Raw genomic sequence first — 13,320 nt, forward strand, 5'->3', positions numbered from 1 at the left:
AGAAGAGGTAAGGGACGATGACATCTATTTTAATTGCAGATGATGATAAGGAAATTGTCGACTTGGTCAAGCTTTACCTGCAAAATGAAGGGTATGATATCCATCAGGCTTATGACGGGGCTGAGGTTTGGAGTTTGGTGAATAAAATTGATTTTTCACTGATTATTTTAGATATTATGATGCCGGAAATGGACGGCTTAGAAGTTTGTCGCATGATGCGCAGTGAGGGGATTTTAACGCCAATTTTAATGTTGAGTGCGAAAGCGGAGGACAACGATAAAATTATGGGACTTTTAACAGGTGCGGATGATTATATGATTAAACCGTTTAATCCGCTCGAACTTTCTGTGCGCGTGAAGGCGATTTTAAGGCGGATTCAAAATATGCAGTCGGTTGCAGCGGACGAAACGAATAATTTAGTCATTGGTCCAATTGAAATTAATCGGGATCAGCATATTGTGACGGTTAACCAAAAGGAACTTCATTTGACGACGTCGGAGTTTGATATTTTACATTTACTTGCGAGTGAACCAGGCCGGGTTTTTAGTTCAGAATATATCTTTGAAAAAATTTGGCAGGAGCAGGCATTTGGCGCGAGTAAAACGGTCATGGTGCATATTAGTAACTTACGCGATAAATTGCGGGAAGCGCTAGACGGGGAGAACGTGATTAAAACGATTTGGGGAGTAGGGTATAAAATTGAAATTTAAACAAATGATTGAGCGGCTCGCGCATGTAATGGGTCCTTGGCAAGTTGCTTTTTTTGCGATAATTTCATGGCTTCTAGCGGGCGTTGCGCTCCAGACGATTTTTTTGTGGGTGCAGTCGATTCGCGATGAGTCGGTGGTGCTTCGTGGTTTAAGCGATTCATTTATGGATTTATTTGGACGAGGAAAGTATAACAATGTGGTGGAGTCGCCGGTGGTGCTGTTGGCGAAATATATCATTACGCTCATCATGGCGTTACTTATTTTCTATATTTTTTACCGGTTAATGCGTCAACGGAAATTAAAGAAGCAACTGCGCACAATTAACTATGCGCTCGGGCTTGACCGTCCAGTTGATACGAAGAGTCTTGTTCCAGAAATTCGCGAGTTGGAAATGAACATTGAGAAAATGCGCTCACGTCAAGAAAATTTAATGAAACAGGAGCAAGAAGCGCAGCAAGCGAAAAACGATTTGATCACGAATGTATCACATGATTTGAGGACGCCACTCACTTCAATTTTAGGCTATTTAAGTTATATTCACGATGATCGTTACCGTGATGAAGTCGAACTCAAATACTATACCGAGCTCGTTTATGATAAAGCAAAGCACTTGCATAAGCTTATCGATGATTTATTTTCTTATACACGCTTAGAAAGTGCTGAATATACGTTGGAAAATGATCGGTTAGATATGGTCGAGCTGCTCCGCCAACTTGTCGCAGAATTTGATGGACTTGCACGTGATAAGGGCATGGAAATCATTGAAACTTATGAGGCGGACAATTTAGTTGTGAGCGGTGACGGCAATCAGATTATGCGCCTCTTTGAAAACTTGTTTTCAAATGCCCTTAGATACGGGGAAGGCAATCAACATATCGATTTAGTTGCCCGAAAAGAAGAAGACTTTGCGGTGATTGATGTCATTAATTACGGTGAGGAAATTCCCGCGCTTGATTTGCCACATTTGTTCGACCGCTTTTATAAAGTCGATAAAAATCGTACGACGACAGGCACGGGTCTTGGCCTTGCGATTGCAAAATCAATCGTGGAACGCCACGGCGGCCTTGTGATGGCGACAAGTAAACATCATAAGACAACATTTACCGTGAAATTACCATTAATTTAAACGAGCAATTTCAAGCTCATATTGATTCAATCTTTAGCTTTTCTTTCCCATTTCTTTCCCGCGTTTTTAGCTTAAGGAAGTAAAATTTAAGCTAGGAGGGGAAAAAATGACAAAGAAAAGCTTTTTTATTATGTCGATTGCTATTTTAACGGTCATTGCTGTCTTTTATTATACTTATCAAACGAGCCCCGGATTATCCGAAAGCATTTCCTCGATACATAAATCTGAAATTTACTGTTGACAAAACAGCGTTCTAAATGTAATATGAAAAAACAGGACGCGTTTCAAGCGCGCCAATTATAATTTAATTCTTATCCAGAGTGGTGGAGGGATATGCCCGACGAAGCCCAGCAACCTAAGTAAACACTTAAGGTGCTAATTCATACAGAACAGATTGGTTCTGAAAGATGAGAAGAAAGTCGTACAACGCTAAATTCGTGCCTTTCTGCTCATGCAGGAAGGCTTTTTACATTGAGAGAAAAAGGTGAAGCGAATGATAACACTCCAAAATGTGGTAAAAGATTATGCGACAAGAAAAAATAAAGTGCGGGCGGTCGATGACGTTAGCTTGGAAATTGCAGAAGGCGAGATTTTCGGTGTCATCGGTTACTCTGGCGCGGGGAAAAGTAGTCTGATTCGACTGTTCAATGGTTTGGAACTTCCAACAGCAGGACAAGTTGACGTAAACGGCAAGGTAGTAAGCCAAATCCGCGGGAGAGAACTTCGGAAGGCTCGGCAAAAAATTGGGATGATTTTTCAGCATTTCAATTTGCTATGGTCGCGAACCGTTTTTGACAACATTGCGTTCCCACTAGAAATTGCAGGCGTACGCGGACAAAAACGAAAAAATCGTGTGAACGAACTTATCCGTTTAGTCGGACTTGAGGGTAAAGAAGATGCTTACCCGTCGGAACTGAGCGGTGGACAAAAACAGCGCGTTGGAATTGCGAGGGCACTGGCTAACGACCCAACTGTACTACTTTGTGATGAAGCGACAAGCGCACTTGATCCGCAAACGACTGATGAAGTCTTAGAGCTCCTACTAGATATTAACAAGCGTTTAAATTTGACGATTATCGTTATTACACATGAAATGCACGTTATTCGTAAAATTTGTAACCGAGTTGCCGTTATGGAGGCTGGGAAAGTGGTTGAGTTAGGCGACGTTTTAGACGTTTTCAAACATCCGAAACAGCCTGTGACGAAGCGGTTCATTGAACAAGTCACAGAATCAGATGAAACGGAAGAATTAATTCACCTACTGCTTGAAAACTATTCGGAAGGCAAGCTCGTTAAACTGCTCTTCATGAGTGAAAATGCGACAAGGCCGGTCATTTCGGAAGTCGCAAAACAACATGATGTGTCGCTAAACGTGCTTCACGGAAGCTTAACGCAAACGCAAAACGGCGCTTACGGGACGCTTTACGTGCAAATTGAAGGTAGCGACGCGGAAATTGAAAATACGATTCAGCATTTACGCGACTTGAAGATTGAAACAGAGGTGATTGAAGGATGAAGGAACTCTTCCCAGACGTTGACTGGCAACTGATGTGGGGCTACACGCAAGAAACGCTCTACATGACACTTTATTCTTTAGTTGCTGTTTTCATACTTGGTATTTTACTCGGCTTATTGCTCTTTTTAACGAATCGAAATGAAGGAATGCCTGCCAAAATTTTATATTGGATTACAGCAATACTCGTAAACGTATTCCGATCGATTCCATTCATTATCCTAATCGTGCTACTTTTACCAATGACAAAAACGCTCGTTGGAACGATTATTGGACCAAAAGCCGCACTACCCGCTTTAATTATTTCTGCTGCACCATTCTATGCCCGCATGGTAGAAATTGCTTTTAGAGAAGTAGATAAAGGTGTAATTGAGGCAGCTAAAGCGATGGGCGCAAATCTTTTCACCATCATCGGTAAAGTTTTAATTCCGGAAGCTTTGCCAGCTATCGTTTCAGGTATTACCGTCACAGCGATTTCGCTTGTTGGTTTTACGGCGATGGCAGGTGTAATCGGAGCAGGCGGACTTGGAAACGCCGCATACTTAGAAGGTTTCCAGCGAAATCAACCTGATGTCACGATAGTTGCGACAATTATCATTTTAATCATCGTATTCATCTTCCAAATCATCGGCGATTTACTCACGAAGGCAGTCGATAAAAGATAAAAAAAGGAGAGTTTAACATGAAAAAAATCTTTGGTGCAATTTTTGTTTTTAGCTTAGTTTTAGTTTTAGCCGCTTGCGGCAGTGGTTCTTCTGATAAAAAGTCATCTAGTTCTGATGGTAAGGAGTTAATCGTTGGTGCTTCCAACACGCCTCATGCGCAAATTTTGGAGCAAGCGAAGCCAATTTTGAAGAAAGAAGGAATTGAGCTTAAAATCGTCAAGTATACCGACTACGTAATGCCAAATAAAGCACTCGATGAAGGTGAACTTGATGCCAATTATTTCCAACATAAACCTTACTTAGAACTTGAAGAAAAAGAAAAAGGTTATAAATTTGCTGATGTTGGTGCAATTCATATTGAGCCAATGGGCATTTATTCCAAAAAAGTAAAAGACTTAAAAGATTTAAAAGACGGCGCGCAAATTTTACTTTCTAACAGTCAATCTGACTGGCCACGTGTTATCGGCATTTTTGTTGATGAAGGCTTGTTGACGTTAAAAGATGGCGTAAAAGCGCAAGATGCAACATTTGATGATATTAAGGACAATCCGAAAAACTTGAAATTCAAATATGATTTAGATCCAGCTTACTTGATGACTGCGTATAACAATGAGGAAGGCGATGCGGTTGCAATCAACTCAAACTTTGTAGTTGACCAAGGCTTAAACCCTACAAAAGATGCGATTGCAATTGAAAGCAAAGATTCGCCTTATGCAAATATCGTGGTAACACAAGAAAAAAATAAAGACAACAAAAACGTGAAAAAACTTGTTGAAGTTCTCCACTCAAAAGAAATCCAAGATTGGATTACAAAAGAATGGGACGGCGCTGTAGTTCCTGTTGATAAATAAACGTTAAAAGGCATTGCCAATTTGGCAATGCCTTTTTTATAAAAAATTTTAAATTTTTTTAGCCCAACTAGGGCCATTCTTTTTAAAGTGAAATGAAAATTATTTTCGTTTTATGATATTGATAAAATTATTTTTCTATAGTATATTCTATTTGAAAGCGCATACTTTATATAAAAAGAAGCAGAAGACCGAGAAGGAGGAGAATACCATGATGAATGATTTTTTACAACAAGTTAAAGGAGGATTGATTGTTTCCTGTCAAGCTCTAAAAGGAGAGCCCCTTTATAGCTCATATATCATGTCAAAAATGGCACAAGCCGCGTTAGAAGGTGGAGCAGTAGGGATTCGAGCAAACACAGTATCAGACATTAAAGCGATTCAGAAAGAAGTAGACTTACCAATTATCGGTATTTTTAAACAAGATTATCCAAATTCTGAAGTTTTTATTACACCAACTTTAAAAGAAGCACGCGCGATTTGTGAACTCGGCGTAGCAGTTCTTGCCCTAGATGCAACCACGCGAAAACGCCCACAAAGCGAAACCCTTAAAGACATCATTCAGGTGGTTAAAAGGGAGTTTCCAGACGTACTTATTATGGGCGATACCGCAAGCTTGCAAGATGTTGCTTTTGCAGAACAAGCAGGTGTAGACATCATTGGGACTACGCTGCATGGCTATACGCAAGAAACAGCAGGCTGTAACATTAGCCACAATGAATTTGCCTATTTAAAAAGCGTCTTGTCGCATACCCAATTGCCTGTTATCGCAGAAGGGAAGATAGACACGCCAGAAAAAGCGGAAAAAGTGCTCGAACTTGGCGCAAGAGCAGTCGTTGTCGGCGGGGCCATCACGCGTCCAAAAGAAATTACAGAACGATTCATTGCATCCATTAAACAAGTAAAAGGAGAGGAAGTTTAAAATGGAACAAAAAGTAAAAGTTGCCGTAATCGGGATTGGTCAAATGGGAAGTTATCACGCGGAAATTTACCAGAAGTTACCACAAGTCGAATTGGTTGCCATCTGCGAGTATAACGATGAGAAACGCGCTGAAGCTGAAAAGAAATTCAACTGCAAAGGCTACAAAGAATACCGCGATTTATTAGAAAACCCGGAAATTGATGCAGTGAGTATCGTCCTACCAGATAACATGCACCGGGAATGTGTTGAATTAGCAGTTAAAAACAACAAACATATTTTGCTTGAGAAGCCAATTGCAAAAGAACTCGAAGACGGGGAAGCCATTTATGAAATTACGAAAGATTACGATAAAGTATTTACAGTTGGTTTCTTACTAAGATTTGATCCACGCTTCAATATGGTCAAACAGCGCCTAGATAGCGGGGAACTAGGCGATATTATCCATCTTTATTGTCGCCGTAACAGTCCGATAACGGGACCTAAACGTTACATAGGTGCATCTGACCTTAGTATGCATGTTATGATTCATGACATTGACTATATTAACTGGTATATGAATGCTAATCCGGTCAAAGTTTTTGCCAAAAGTCGTAGTGTGCTTTTAAAAGAAAGTGGTATGAATGATGTTATTTATGCGATTGTCACGTATGAAAATGGCGCCATTGCGTGTCTAGAAGCCTGTTGGGTGTTGCCAGAAAACTCGCCAACGATTATTGATGATAAATTAGAGTTAGTTGGGACAAAAGGAGTTGCTTACATCGATTCTTGTGATCAAGGTGTGAAATTTGTAAGCGGTGAAGGTGTTTCCTATCCTGATTCAAGACATTGGTACTACACGAACGGAGAAGTTAGCGGCGATTTGGCAGAGGAAGTCATGGCTTTTGTAAACAATGTTGTTAGCGGTACAAAATCCATTATTACACCAAAAGAAGCGCTTGACTCACTGCGCGTAGTAGATGCAATCGAAAGGTCTATCAAAGAAGGAAAAGAAGTAGAACTTTAAGAAAGGTACGTTTGGAAAGGGGGATTTAAATGTCCATTCATATGAAAGTTCAAAAGTTTGGAAGTAAGCTGAGCGGCATGGTGATTCCGAATCTCGGGGCATTTATGGCTTGGGGGATTTTAACCGCTATCGGCGTTGCAACCGGAAGTGAAATGCTCAAAAGCTTTATCGCACCAATGCTTAATTTCTTGCTACCATTACTCATTGCTTTCGCAGGTGGTCGTGCTGTTCATGGCTACCGTGGTGGTGTTATCGCAACTGTAGCAACGATGGGAGCAATTATTAGTTCAGATATTACAATGTTCATTGGCGCAATGATTATGGGACCACTTTCAGCTTGGATTCTCAAAAAATTTGATGAAAAAATTGACGGGAAAATTCCAACCGGTTTTGAACTATTAATCAATAACTTTTCAATTGGAATTATCGGAGCCGCTCTTGCTTTATTTGCATACGTGGTGGTGGCGCCAGCCGTAGCAAGCGTGACAACAGTTTTAGCAGAAGGTGTGGATTACCTTATCAACTATCACCTCTTGCCACTAACCGCACTCATTATCGAGCCGGCCAAAATATTATTCTTAAACAACGCCATCGGTCAAGGTATATTAAGTCCACTCGCAACCTTACAATTAGCCGAAACAGGAAAATCAGTCTTATATCTACTGGAGTCTAATCCAGGACCAGGTTTAGGCATTTTACTAGGCTATATGTTTTTTGGAAAAGGGAGTTCGCGAGCATCGTCTTACGGGGCAAGTGTCATCCACTTCTTCGGCGGGATTCACGAAATTTATTTCCCGTTCGTCCTAATGAATCCCGTTCTTATCCTGCCGCTCATTTTAGGTGGCATGACGGGGACTTTCATTTTAACGATGACAAATGCTGGCCTTGTTGGTGTCGCTTCGCCTGGAAGTATCATCACCATCATGATGATGGCAGCGCCTGGTGACCATATTAAAATCATTATTGCGGTTCTAGCGGCGGCGCTTGTCACATTCTTAACTGCTATTCCGTTCATCAAACGCGCGAAAAACAGTGAAGAAGCCTTGCAAGAAGCAGCTGTGCAAATGGAAAGCTTGAAAGGTAAAAAAAGCAGTATTTCATCCGTGTTTGCCGAAAAAGAACCAGCAAGTTTTGATTTTAGTAAGGTGAAAAGGATCGCTTATGCATGTGATGCCGGCTTGGGTTCTAGCGCAATGGGAGCCTCTGTTCTACAGAAAAAAGTGAAAAATGCAGGTTTAGATGACATCAAAGTATTCCATATTGCGGTAAATGAATTGCCGACAGAGTGTGATATCATCGTGACACATAAATCACTGATGGAACGAGTGCGCGAGAAACAGCCGGGCGTTTATTATGTGGAAATAGTGGACTACTTGAACGCGCCAGAATATGCGGAACTCATTCAAAACTTAGTAGATAGTCGCAAAGAAAAATAACTGATTTGGGAGGAAAATACGTTTTCCTTCCAAATTTTATCTGTTTCTAGGAGGGAAATTATGCTAAAAGCGGTCATTATGGATTTTGACGGGGTAATCGTTGATACAGAAGTAATCTGGTATGAGATTTTTCAAGAATGGTTCAAAAAAGAGCTCGATTATGATGTATCTGTTGAGGAATTTTTAATTTGTGTAGGCGCAAATGATCAAGCGTTCTTTCAAAAACTTGCACATGAAAAAAATATGACGGTAAATCAAGAGGTATTCGCCAAAGAAACAAGCGCGCTTTTTTTGGAAAGAAGTAAAGCATTGCCGCCTAAAGAAGGGGTGGGTGCTTTTATTGAAGCGGTGAAAGAGTACGGCTTGAAATTGGCTTTAGCTACATCATCTAAGCGGGCAAAGCCGACTTCGCATTTGACGCGTTTGGGCTTAATCGATTATTTTGATGTCATTGTTACGGCGGAGGATGTGGAGCGAATTAAGCCGGCGCCTGACTTGTTTTTAGAGGCGTCTAGGCAGCTCGCGGTTGAACCTGGCGAGGCGGTTATCATTGAGGATTCGAAAAATGGACTTATTGCGGGAAATCAGGCGGGTATGCCGGTCATTGTTGTGCCAAATGAGGTGACCAAATACAGTGATTTAACTCCCCATTATCAAATCATTGATTCTTTAGCACAATTACATGTAGGTCAGTTGAAAAAAGAGGTGGATAAAATTGTTAATGGATAATGTAAAGCTTGAGGATATTGAAATTGGTGTTTCGGCAGAAAACTTTGAAGAGGCAATCCGAAAATCTGCTGAAAAACTTTTAGCAAGAGGCGCCATTGAAGCTTCGTACGTCGAAGCAATGATTCGTTCAATGCACGAAAACGGACCTTATATTGTGATTGCCAAAAATGTCGCTCTCGCACATGCTAGGCCGGAATTTGGGGTGAATGAAGCAGGACTCACTTTTTCTACAATGAAAGAAGGGGTTGTGTTTGGCAGTGAAATGTTTGATCCGGTAAAACTTGTGATTACGCTTGCGGCAACGAGTGCGGACGACCATTTGGAGCTGCTCGGGGAACTTGCGGAGGTGCTTATGGAGGAGGAGCGTGTTTTGCGGTTAATTGATGCCAAAACGGAAGCGGCCTTTTATGAGGTGCTTACAGAGGGGTGACGATTGTGGCGGAATATTTGTGTATGGATATTGGTGGTACGGCTATTAAGTTTGCGAAGTTTAGTGAGTCGGGTGAGCGTCTTACGCCGGTTCAAATGGTGCAAACGAGACTGACGAAGACGGAAAATTTTATTATGGAAGCTGTGCTAGACATTGTGGCTAAAAATAAGGTCGGGATTTCGGGCGTTGCGGTTTCGTCTGCAGGCGTTGTGGATACGGAGCGCGGCGAAATTAGTTATGCGGGCTACACGATTCCGGGGTATACGGGGACGAAAATAAAAGAGCGAATTGAAGAGGCGTATCAATTGTCATGCCAAGTTGAAAATGATGTGAATTGTGCGGCGCTTGGTGAGTTTTATTTAGGGGGCGCTAAAAATTTCAAGTCCGTTTTATGTTTGACGATTGGCACGGGTATTGGCGGCGCCTTTTTAGCAGACGGCAAATTGCTTCGCGGCGCTTCAAACCGTGCTCTCGAAATTGGATATATGGGCGTTAATGGCAAGCATTTCCAAGAACTTGCGGCAACAAGCGAACTCATTCGGCAAGCGAGTTTGGTAACGGGTGAGGTTAATTTGACGGGGAAATCAATTATGAAACGCGCGCTAAACGGCGATAGTGAAATTCAAAAGATTGTCGATGTTTGGATTTGCAATCTGGCAGCGGGTCTTGTAAATTTAATTTATGTTTTAAATCCTGAAGTTATCATTTTAGGCGGTGGCATTATGGAACAAAAAACATATTTTAAACCTCGAATTGAAACGGCCGTTTTAGACCAGTTAGTGTCTGATTCATTTAACACGGCAAAAATCGAGTTTGCAACGCTTGGGAATGAAGCGGGCATGGTCGGGGCGCTTTACCATTTTTTAAGTAGAGAAGGTCGTGTGTGATGAATATTTTGCAGAAAATCCAGCAAATGTATAATGTTTTACCTTTAAAAGAGCGGAAAATTGCTAAATATATTTTGGAGGAAAGCAACTCGATTAAAAATATTACGATTACGAATTTGTCGAAGAAAACGGGAGCGTCAAGCGCGACAATTACACGTTTTTGTAAGCGGCTTGGCTGTGAAAGTTTTGTTGATTTGAAAATAAAAATCAACACGGCGACAACAGATTTGCCACCAGCGGGTTATGAAGATATTTTTGAAGATGTGTATTCGTTTTATCATAAAGTGATTGACAATACAGTGAAAATGATTGATAAAGCTGAAATTCGCAAAGTCGTTAATTTAATTCGTGAAGCTGGACGTGTCTATATTTGTGGCTTAGGTAGCTCCGGACTTACGGCCATCGAAATGTCGCAACGCTTCATTCGCATGGGGTTAAACGCAACAGGTCTCAATGAGTCACACATGATGATTATTACGGGCGCGATTACGAAGCCTTCCGATATTGTAATCGGGATTTCAAATTCCGGCAACACGAGCGAACTCATTAGCACGCTAAAAAAAGCAAAAGAAAACGGCAGCAAGATCATTACGTTCACGAGTTTTGAAAAAAATGAAATGGTCGAGCTTAGCGACATTAACATTCCAGTCTACAACAGCCTTTTTGTGAGCAACCAATATTTTGTCAATAGTCAGTTTTCGCTTATGTATGTGATGGACATTATTTCCCTTATGCTACTCGAAGACCATAAAATGCATGAAAATATGGAAAAAACAATCCATACCGTCAACAAAGAGTTCTATTAAAAAAAAACGCGCTTTCGTAAAATCGAAAGCGCGTTTTTTAGTGCTATTTATTATTTTCAATTTGCAAATACGATTTTAATCCATCTGAGATGACTTTATCAAGCTCTTTCTTTGTGACGATTTCATCGCTTGACGGAATGGCAGGTACTTTTTCGTATGGTAACCAATTTAATTCAGTCGTTATATTAAAATGATCATTGTTCGCTTTGTTTTCATAATCCGTGTCGAGCGTTAGTTTGCTAATCCCATAGTCCGAGTCGGGTACAAGTTTCATACGAATGTCTAGTTTGCGATTTTTGTCAGCATTTAGCTTTTTAAAATAAGCGCGCACGCTATTTTGATAGTTTTGCCATTCTTTTTTTGCAGTGATTGTCGACTCATCGTTTTGTCCCGAGAGAAGGTTTACAATGGCGTTGTTTTTATCCCAAGCTGTAAGTAGCTTATCGGATAAGGTGACGAAATCTTCTTTATGGATAGAAATTTCAACCGTACCATCTTCATTTGTTTTAAAGCGGTCATCATCCAGTTGGTTCATAAATTCATATAAAGCAATACCGGTTTCTTTTTCCAACTCATTGATTTGTTTCGCTTGTTTTTGAACCGTTTTTTTATCAATTGGTTGGTTGGAAATATTTTGTAGAGCAGAGTAAAAATCAAGATATTTTCCTTGCAAATCTTCATTTTTATCCAAAACAGTGTGATAGACTTGTTTAGACGTTTGGCCTAGCGCATCTTCAATATTTGGGTCGATTGTGTAGAAAATATCAACTGGAATATAAATGAGTCCGTTACGGTTATTTTGGAGCGACTGAACATGCAGTGAATAATTGCTCCAGTGCACATTGGCGTCCATTCCAGAAGTTTGAAGCATTGTATCAGCAGAAATTTTTAAGTCTACTTCTGTTGTATTTAAGTCGTTTATCCCAAGCTTCTCCGTGTAGTTGGAAGATACTTCATTAACTTTGACCTTGGTATCTATTGTAAATTGTTTATTTGCACTTAGTTTTTTCATGGCATTTGTAAAGTCTGACTTGGGAGAGCTGCACCCTTGTAACGAGAGAAATAGCAATAGTAGGCCGATACCTATTATTACTTTTTTCATAAAAAATCTCCTCCGATGAATAATATTACAGAATTAAAGTATTGTTTCAAAAATATTACGTTAGCTTAACGATAACATATCACACCCTATTAGACAACCTCTTTTTTCTGATGAAATTGAAATTTTGTGTAGGTAGAATGAATTTCCGACTAAAAGATAAGGAATAAATTCTCAAATAAGAAGTAAAAAATGATAATTTAAACCGAGGTGGAAAAATTGCCTTGTTCATAGTAAAATGAAGGATAGAAGATAAACTGTGCAGTTTTTTATAGTTGTAATCAAATTAGAATTATACTAAACTAGGACTATGCGAGATTGCATGTAAAACAAACTGGGGAGGGTATTTTGAATGTCAACACTTAAGATTGAAGATTTATACGTTGAAATAGAAGGAAAAGAAATTTTAAAAGGTGTTAACCTTGAAATTTCAACTGGAGAAATTCATGCCATAATGGGGCCAAACGGTACAGGGAAGTCGACACTTTCGGCTGCGATTATGGGGCATCCTAAATATGAAGTAACAAAAGGACGTATTACGCTAGACGGAGAAGATGTGCTCGAAATGGAAGTCGATGAGCGCGCACGTGCTGGTCTGTTTTTAGCGATGCAATACCCAAGTGAAATTAGCGGCGTTACAAATGCTGAATTTATTCGCGCAGCGATTAACAGCAGACGTGAAGAAGGAAAAGAAATTCCACTTATGCAGTTTATTCGTAAACTAGATGAGAAGATGGAACTTTTAGATATGGACGAAGAAATGGCTGAACGCTATTTAAATGAAGGATTTTCTGGCGGTGAAAAGAAACGCAATGAAATTCTCCAACTCCTTATGATTGAACCTGAAATTGCGATTTTAGATGAGATTGACTCGGGCCTTGATATTGATGCACTTAAAGTCGTTTCAAAAGGCGTCAATGCAATGCGCGGCGAAGGTTTTGGCTGCCTGATTATCACGCATTATCAGCGCTTACTAAACTATATCGAGCCTGATTTTGTGCATGTAATGATGCAAGGAAAAGTCGTGAAAGAAGGCGGCGCTGAACTTGCTAAACGTTTAGAAGCAGAGGGTTATGATTGGATTAAGCAAGAGCTTGGCATTGAATTCGAAGAGGAAGAAGACGTAGTCGAAAAATAAGGAAAGTG

At 40.3% G+C, this 13,320-nt stretch carries 15 protein-coding genes and 1 riboswitch; of the genes, 14 read left to right on the forward strand and 1 reads right to left on the reverse strand.

The features are described 5' to 3' along the window. Positions 1–17 precede the first annotated feature (17 nt). The 13 genes from CFS60_RS08185 (at position 18) to CFS60_RS08240 (ending at position 11,075) form a co-directional block, all read left to right on the forward strand. A complete protein-coding gene (locus CFS60_RS08185) occupies positions 18–710 on the forward strand; it encodes a response regulator transcription factor (RefSeq protein ID WP_088810319.1) in 693 nt (230 codons plus the stop codon). Beyond that, a complete protein-coding gene (locus CFS60_RS08190) occupies positions 694–1,836 on the forward strand; it encodes a cell wall metabolism sensor histidine kinase WalK (protein WP_240310311.1) in 1,143 nt (380 codons plus the stop codon). Before CFS60_RS08185 ends, CFS60_RS08190 begins: the two co-directional genes overlap by 17 nt. Before the next feature lie 106 nt (positions 1,837–1,942). Continuing rightward, on the forward strand, positions 1,943–2,077 hold the full coding sequence (locus CFS60_RS14055; RefSeq protein WP_255377318.1) for a hypothetical protein: 135 nt from the start codon (positions 1,943–1,945) through the stop codon (positions 2,075–2,077). A 67-nt stretch (positions 2,078–2,144) separates the two neighbouring features. Continuing rightward, positions 2,145–2,250, forward strand: a riboswitch (SAM riboswitch). Positions 2,251–2,329: 79 nt separating this feature from the next. Beyond that, positions 2,330–3,352 (forward strand): methionine ABC transporter ATP-binding protein, encoded by a 1,023-nt coding sequence (locus CFS60_RS08195; protein ID WP_088810323.1) that lies wholly within the window; start codon positions 2,330–2,332, stop codon positions 3,350–3,352. Next, on the forward strand, positions 3,349–4,014 hold the full coding sequence (locus tag CFS60_RS08200) for a methionine ABC transporter permease (protein WP_088810325.1): 666 nt from the start codon (positions 3,349–3,351) through the stop codon (positions 4,012–4,014). Before CFS60_RS08195 ends, CFS60_RS08200 begins: the two co-directional genes overlap by 4 nt. 17 nt (positions 4,015–4,031) lie before the next feature. After that, entirely contained in the window at positions 4,032–4,865 is an 834-nt protein-coding gene (locus CFS60_RS08205; RefSeq protein ID WP_088810326.1) for a MetQ/NlpA family ABC transporter substrate-binding protein, read from the forward strand. A 208-nt stretch (positions 4,866–5,073) separates the two neighbouring features. Continuing rightward, the gene (locus CFS60_RS08210) at positions 5,074–5,784 is read left to right on the forward strand and encodes an N-acetylmannosamine-6-phosphate 2-epimerase (RefSeq protein ID WP_088815614.1); all 711 of its coding nucleotides are present in this window, start codon (positions 5,074–5,076) and stop codon (positions 5,782–5,784) included. 1 nt (position 5,785) lies between these two features. Continuing rightward, on the forward strand, positions 5,786–6,787 hold the full coding sequence (locus tag CFS60_RS08215; RefSeq protein ID WP_088810330.1) for a Gfo/Idh/MocA family protein: 1,002 nt from the start codon (positions 5,786–5,788) through the stop codon (positions 6,785–6,787). A 29-nt stretch (positions 6,788–6,816) separates the two neighbouring features. Beyond that, on the forward strand, positions 6,817–8,223 hold the full coding sequence (locus CFS60_RS08220) for a PTS mannitol transporter subunit IICB (protein WP_088839072.1): 1,407 nt from the start codon (positions 6,817–6,819) through the stop codon (positions 8,221–8,223). Positions 8,224–8,283: 60 nt separating this feature from the next. Continuing rightward, positions 8,284–8,952, forward strand: a complete 669-nt coding sequence (locus tag CFS60_RS08225) for an HAD family phosphatase (protein WP_088839073.1) — start codon at positions 8,284–8,286, stop codon at positions 8,950–8,952. Then, positions 8,939–9,382, forward strand: coding sequence for a PTS sugar transporter subunit IIA (locus CFS60_RS08230; protein WP_088815610.1), 444 nt, complete (start codon positions 8,939–8,941; stop codon positions 9,380–9,382). Before CFS60_RS08225 ends, CFS60_RS08230 begins: the two co-directional genes overlap by 14 nt. Before the next feature lie 5 nt (positions 9,383–9,387). Then, positions 9,388–10,269 (forward strand): ROK family protein, encoded by an 882-nt coding sequence (locus CFS60_RS08235; RefSeq protein WP_088810389.1) that lies wholly within the window; start codon positions 9,388–9,390, stop codon positions 10,267–10,269. Continuing rightward, positions 10,269–11,075 carry a MurR/RpiR family transcriptional regulator gene (locus CFS60_RS08240; protein ID WP_088810336.1) on the forward strand — a complete coding sequence of 269 codons (807 nt, stop codon included), beginning with the start codon at positions 10,269–10,271 and terminating at the stop codon, positions 11,073–11,075. Before CFS60_RS08235 ends, CFS60_RS08240 begins: the two co-directional genes overlap by 1 nt. Positions 11,076–11,118: 43 nt before the next feature. Here the strand turns inward: CFS60_RS08240 and CFS60_RS08245 are convergent, their stop codons facing one another. Then, entirely contained in the window at positions 11,119–12,177 is a 1,059-nt protein-coding gene (locus CFS60_RS08245; protein WP_088815608.1) for a hypothetical protein, read from the reverse strand. A 349-nt stretch (positions 12,178–12,526) separates the two neighbouring features. On the opposite strand from CFS60_RS08245, the gene sufC reads away from it, so the two are divergent. Next, on the forward strand, positions 12,527–13,312 hold the full coding sequence (sufC, locus tag CFS60_RS08250; RefSeq protein WP_088815607.1) for a Fe-S cluster assembly ATPase SufC: 786 nt from the start codon (positions 12,527–12,529) through the stop codon (positions 13,310–13,312). The last annotated feature ends 8 nt before the right edge of the window (positions 13,313–13,320 follow it).

This window comes from Listeria sp. ILCC792 (assembly GCF_900186135.1).
GTDB lineage: Bacteria > Bacillota > Bacilli > Lactobacillales > Listeriaceae > Listeria > Listeria goaensis.

What these genes read in the sequence shown, in the direction of transcription:
- CFS60_RS08185 (WP_088810319.1), top strand. Translation starts at nt 18, where the DNA reads ATGACATCTATTTTAATTGCAGATGATGATAAGGAAATTGTCGACTTG.
- CFS60_RS14055 (WP_255377318.1), top strand. Translation starts at nt 1,943, where the DNA reads ATGACAAAGAAAAGCTTTTTTATTATGTCGATTGCTATTTTAACGGTC.
- CFS60_RS08195 (WP_088810323.1), top strand. Translation starts at nt 2,330, where the DNA reads ATGATAACACTCCAAAATGTGGTAAAAGATTATGCGACAAGAAAAAAT.
- CFS60_RS08200 (WP_088810325.1), top strand. Translation starts at nt 3,349, where the DNA reads ATGAAGGAACTCTTCCCAGACGTTGACTGGCAACTGATGTGGGGCTAC.
- CFS60_RS08205 (WP_088810326.1), top strand. Translation starts at nt 4,032, where the DNA reads ATGAAAAAAATCTTTGGTGCAATTTTTGTTTTTAGCTTAGTTTTAGTT.
- CFS60_RS08210 (WP_088815614.1), top strand. Translation starts at nt 5,074, where the DNA reads ATGATGAATGATTTTTTACAACAAGTTAAAGGAGGATTGATTGTTTCC.
- CFS60_RS08215 (WP_088810330.1), top strand. Translation starts at nt 5,786, where the DNA reads ATGGAACAAAAAGTAAAAGTTGCCGTAATCGGGATTGGTCAAATGGGA.
- CFS60_RS08220 (WP_088839072.1), top strand. Translation starts at nt 6,817, where the DNA reads ATGTCCATTCATATGAAAGTTCAAAAGTTTGGAAGTAAGCTGAGCGGC.
- CFS60_RS08225 (WP_088839073.1), top strand. Translation starts at nt 8,284, where the DNA reads ATGCTAAAAGCGGTCATTATGGATTTTGACGGGGTAATCGTTGATACA.
- CFS60_RS08240 (WP_088810336.1), top strand. Translation starts at nt 10,269, where the DNA reads ATGAATATTTTGCAGAAAATCCAGCAAATGTATAATGTTTTACCTTTA.
- CFS60_RS08245 (WP_088815608.1), bottom strand. Translation starts at nt 12,177, where the DNA reads ATGAAAAAAGTAATAATAGGTATCGGCCTACTATTGCTATTTCTCTCG.
- sufC (WP_088815607.1), top strand. Translation starts at nt 12,527, where the DNA reads ATGTCAACACTTAAGATTGAAGATTTATACGTTGAAATAGAAGGAAAA.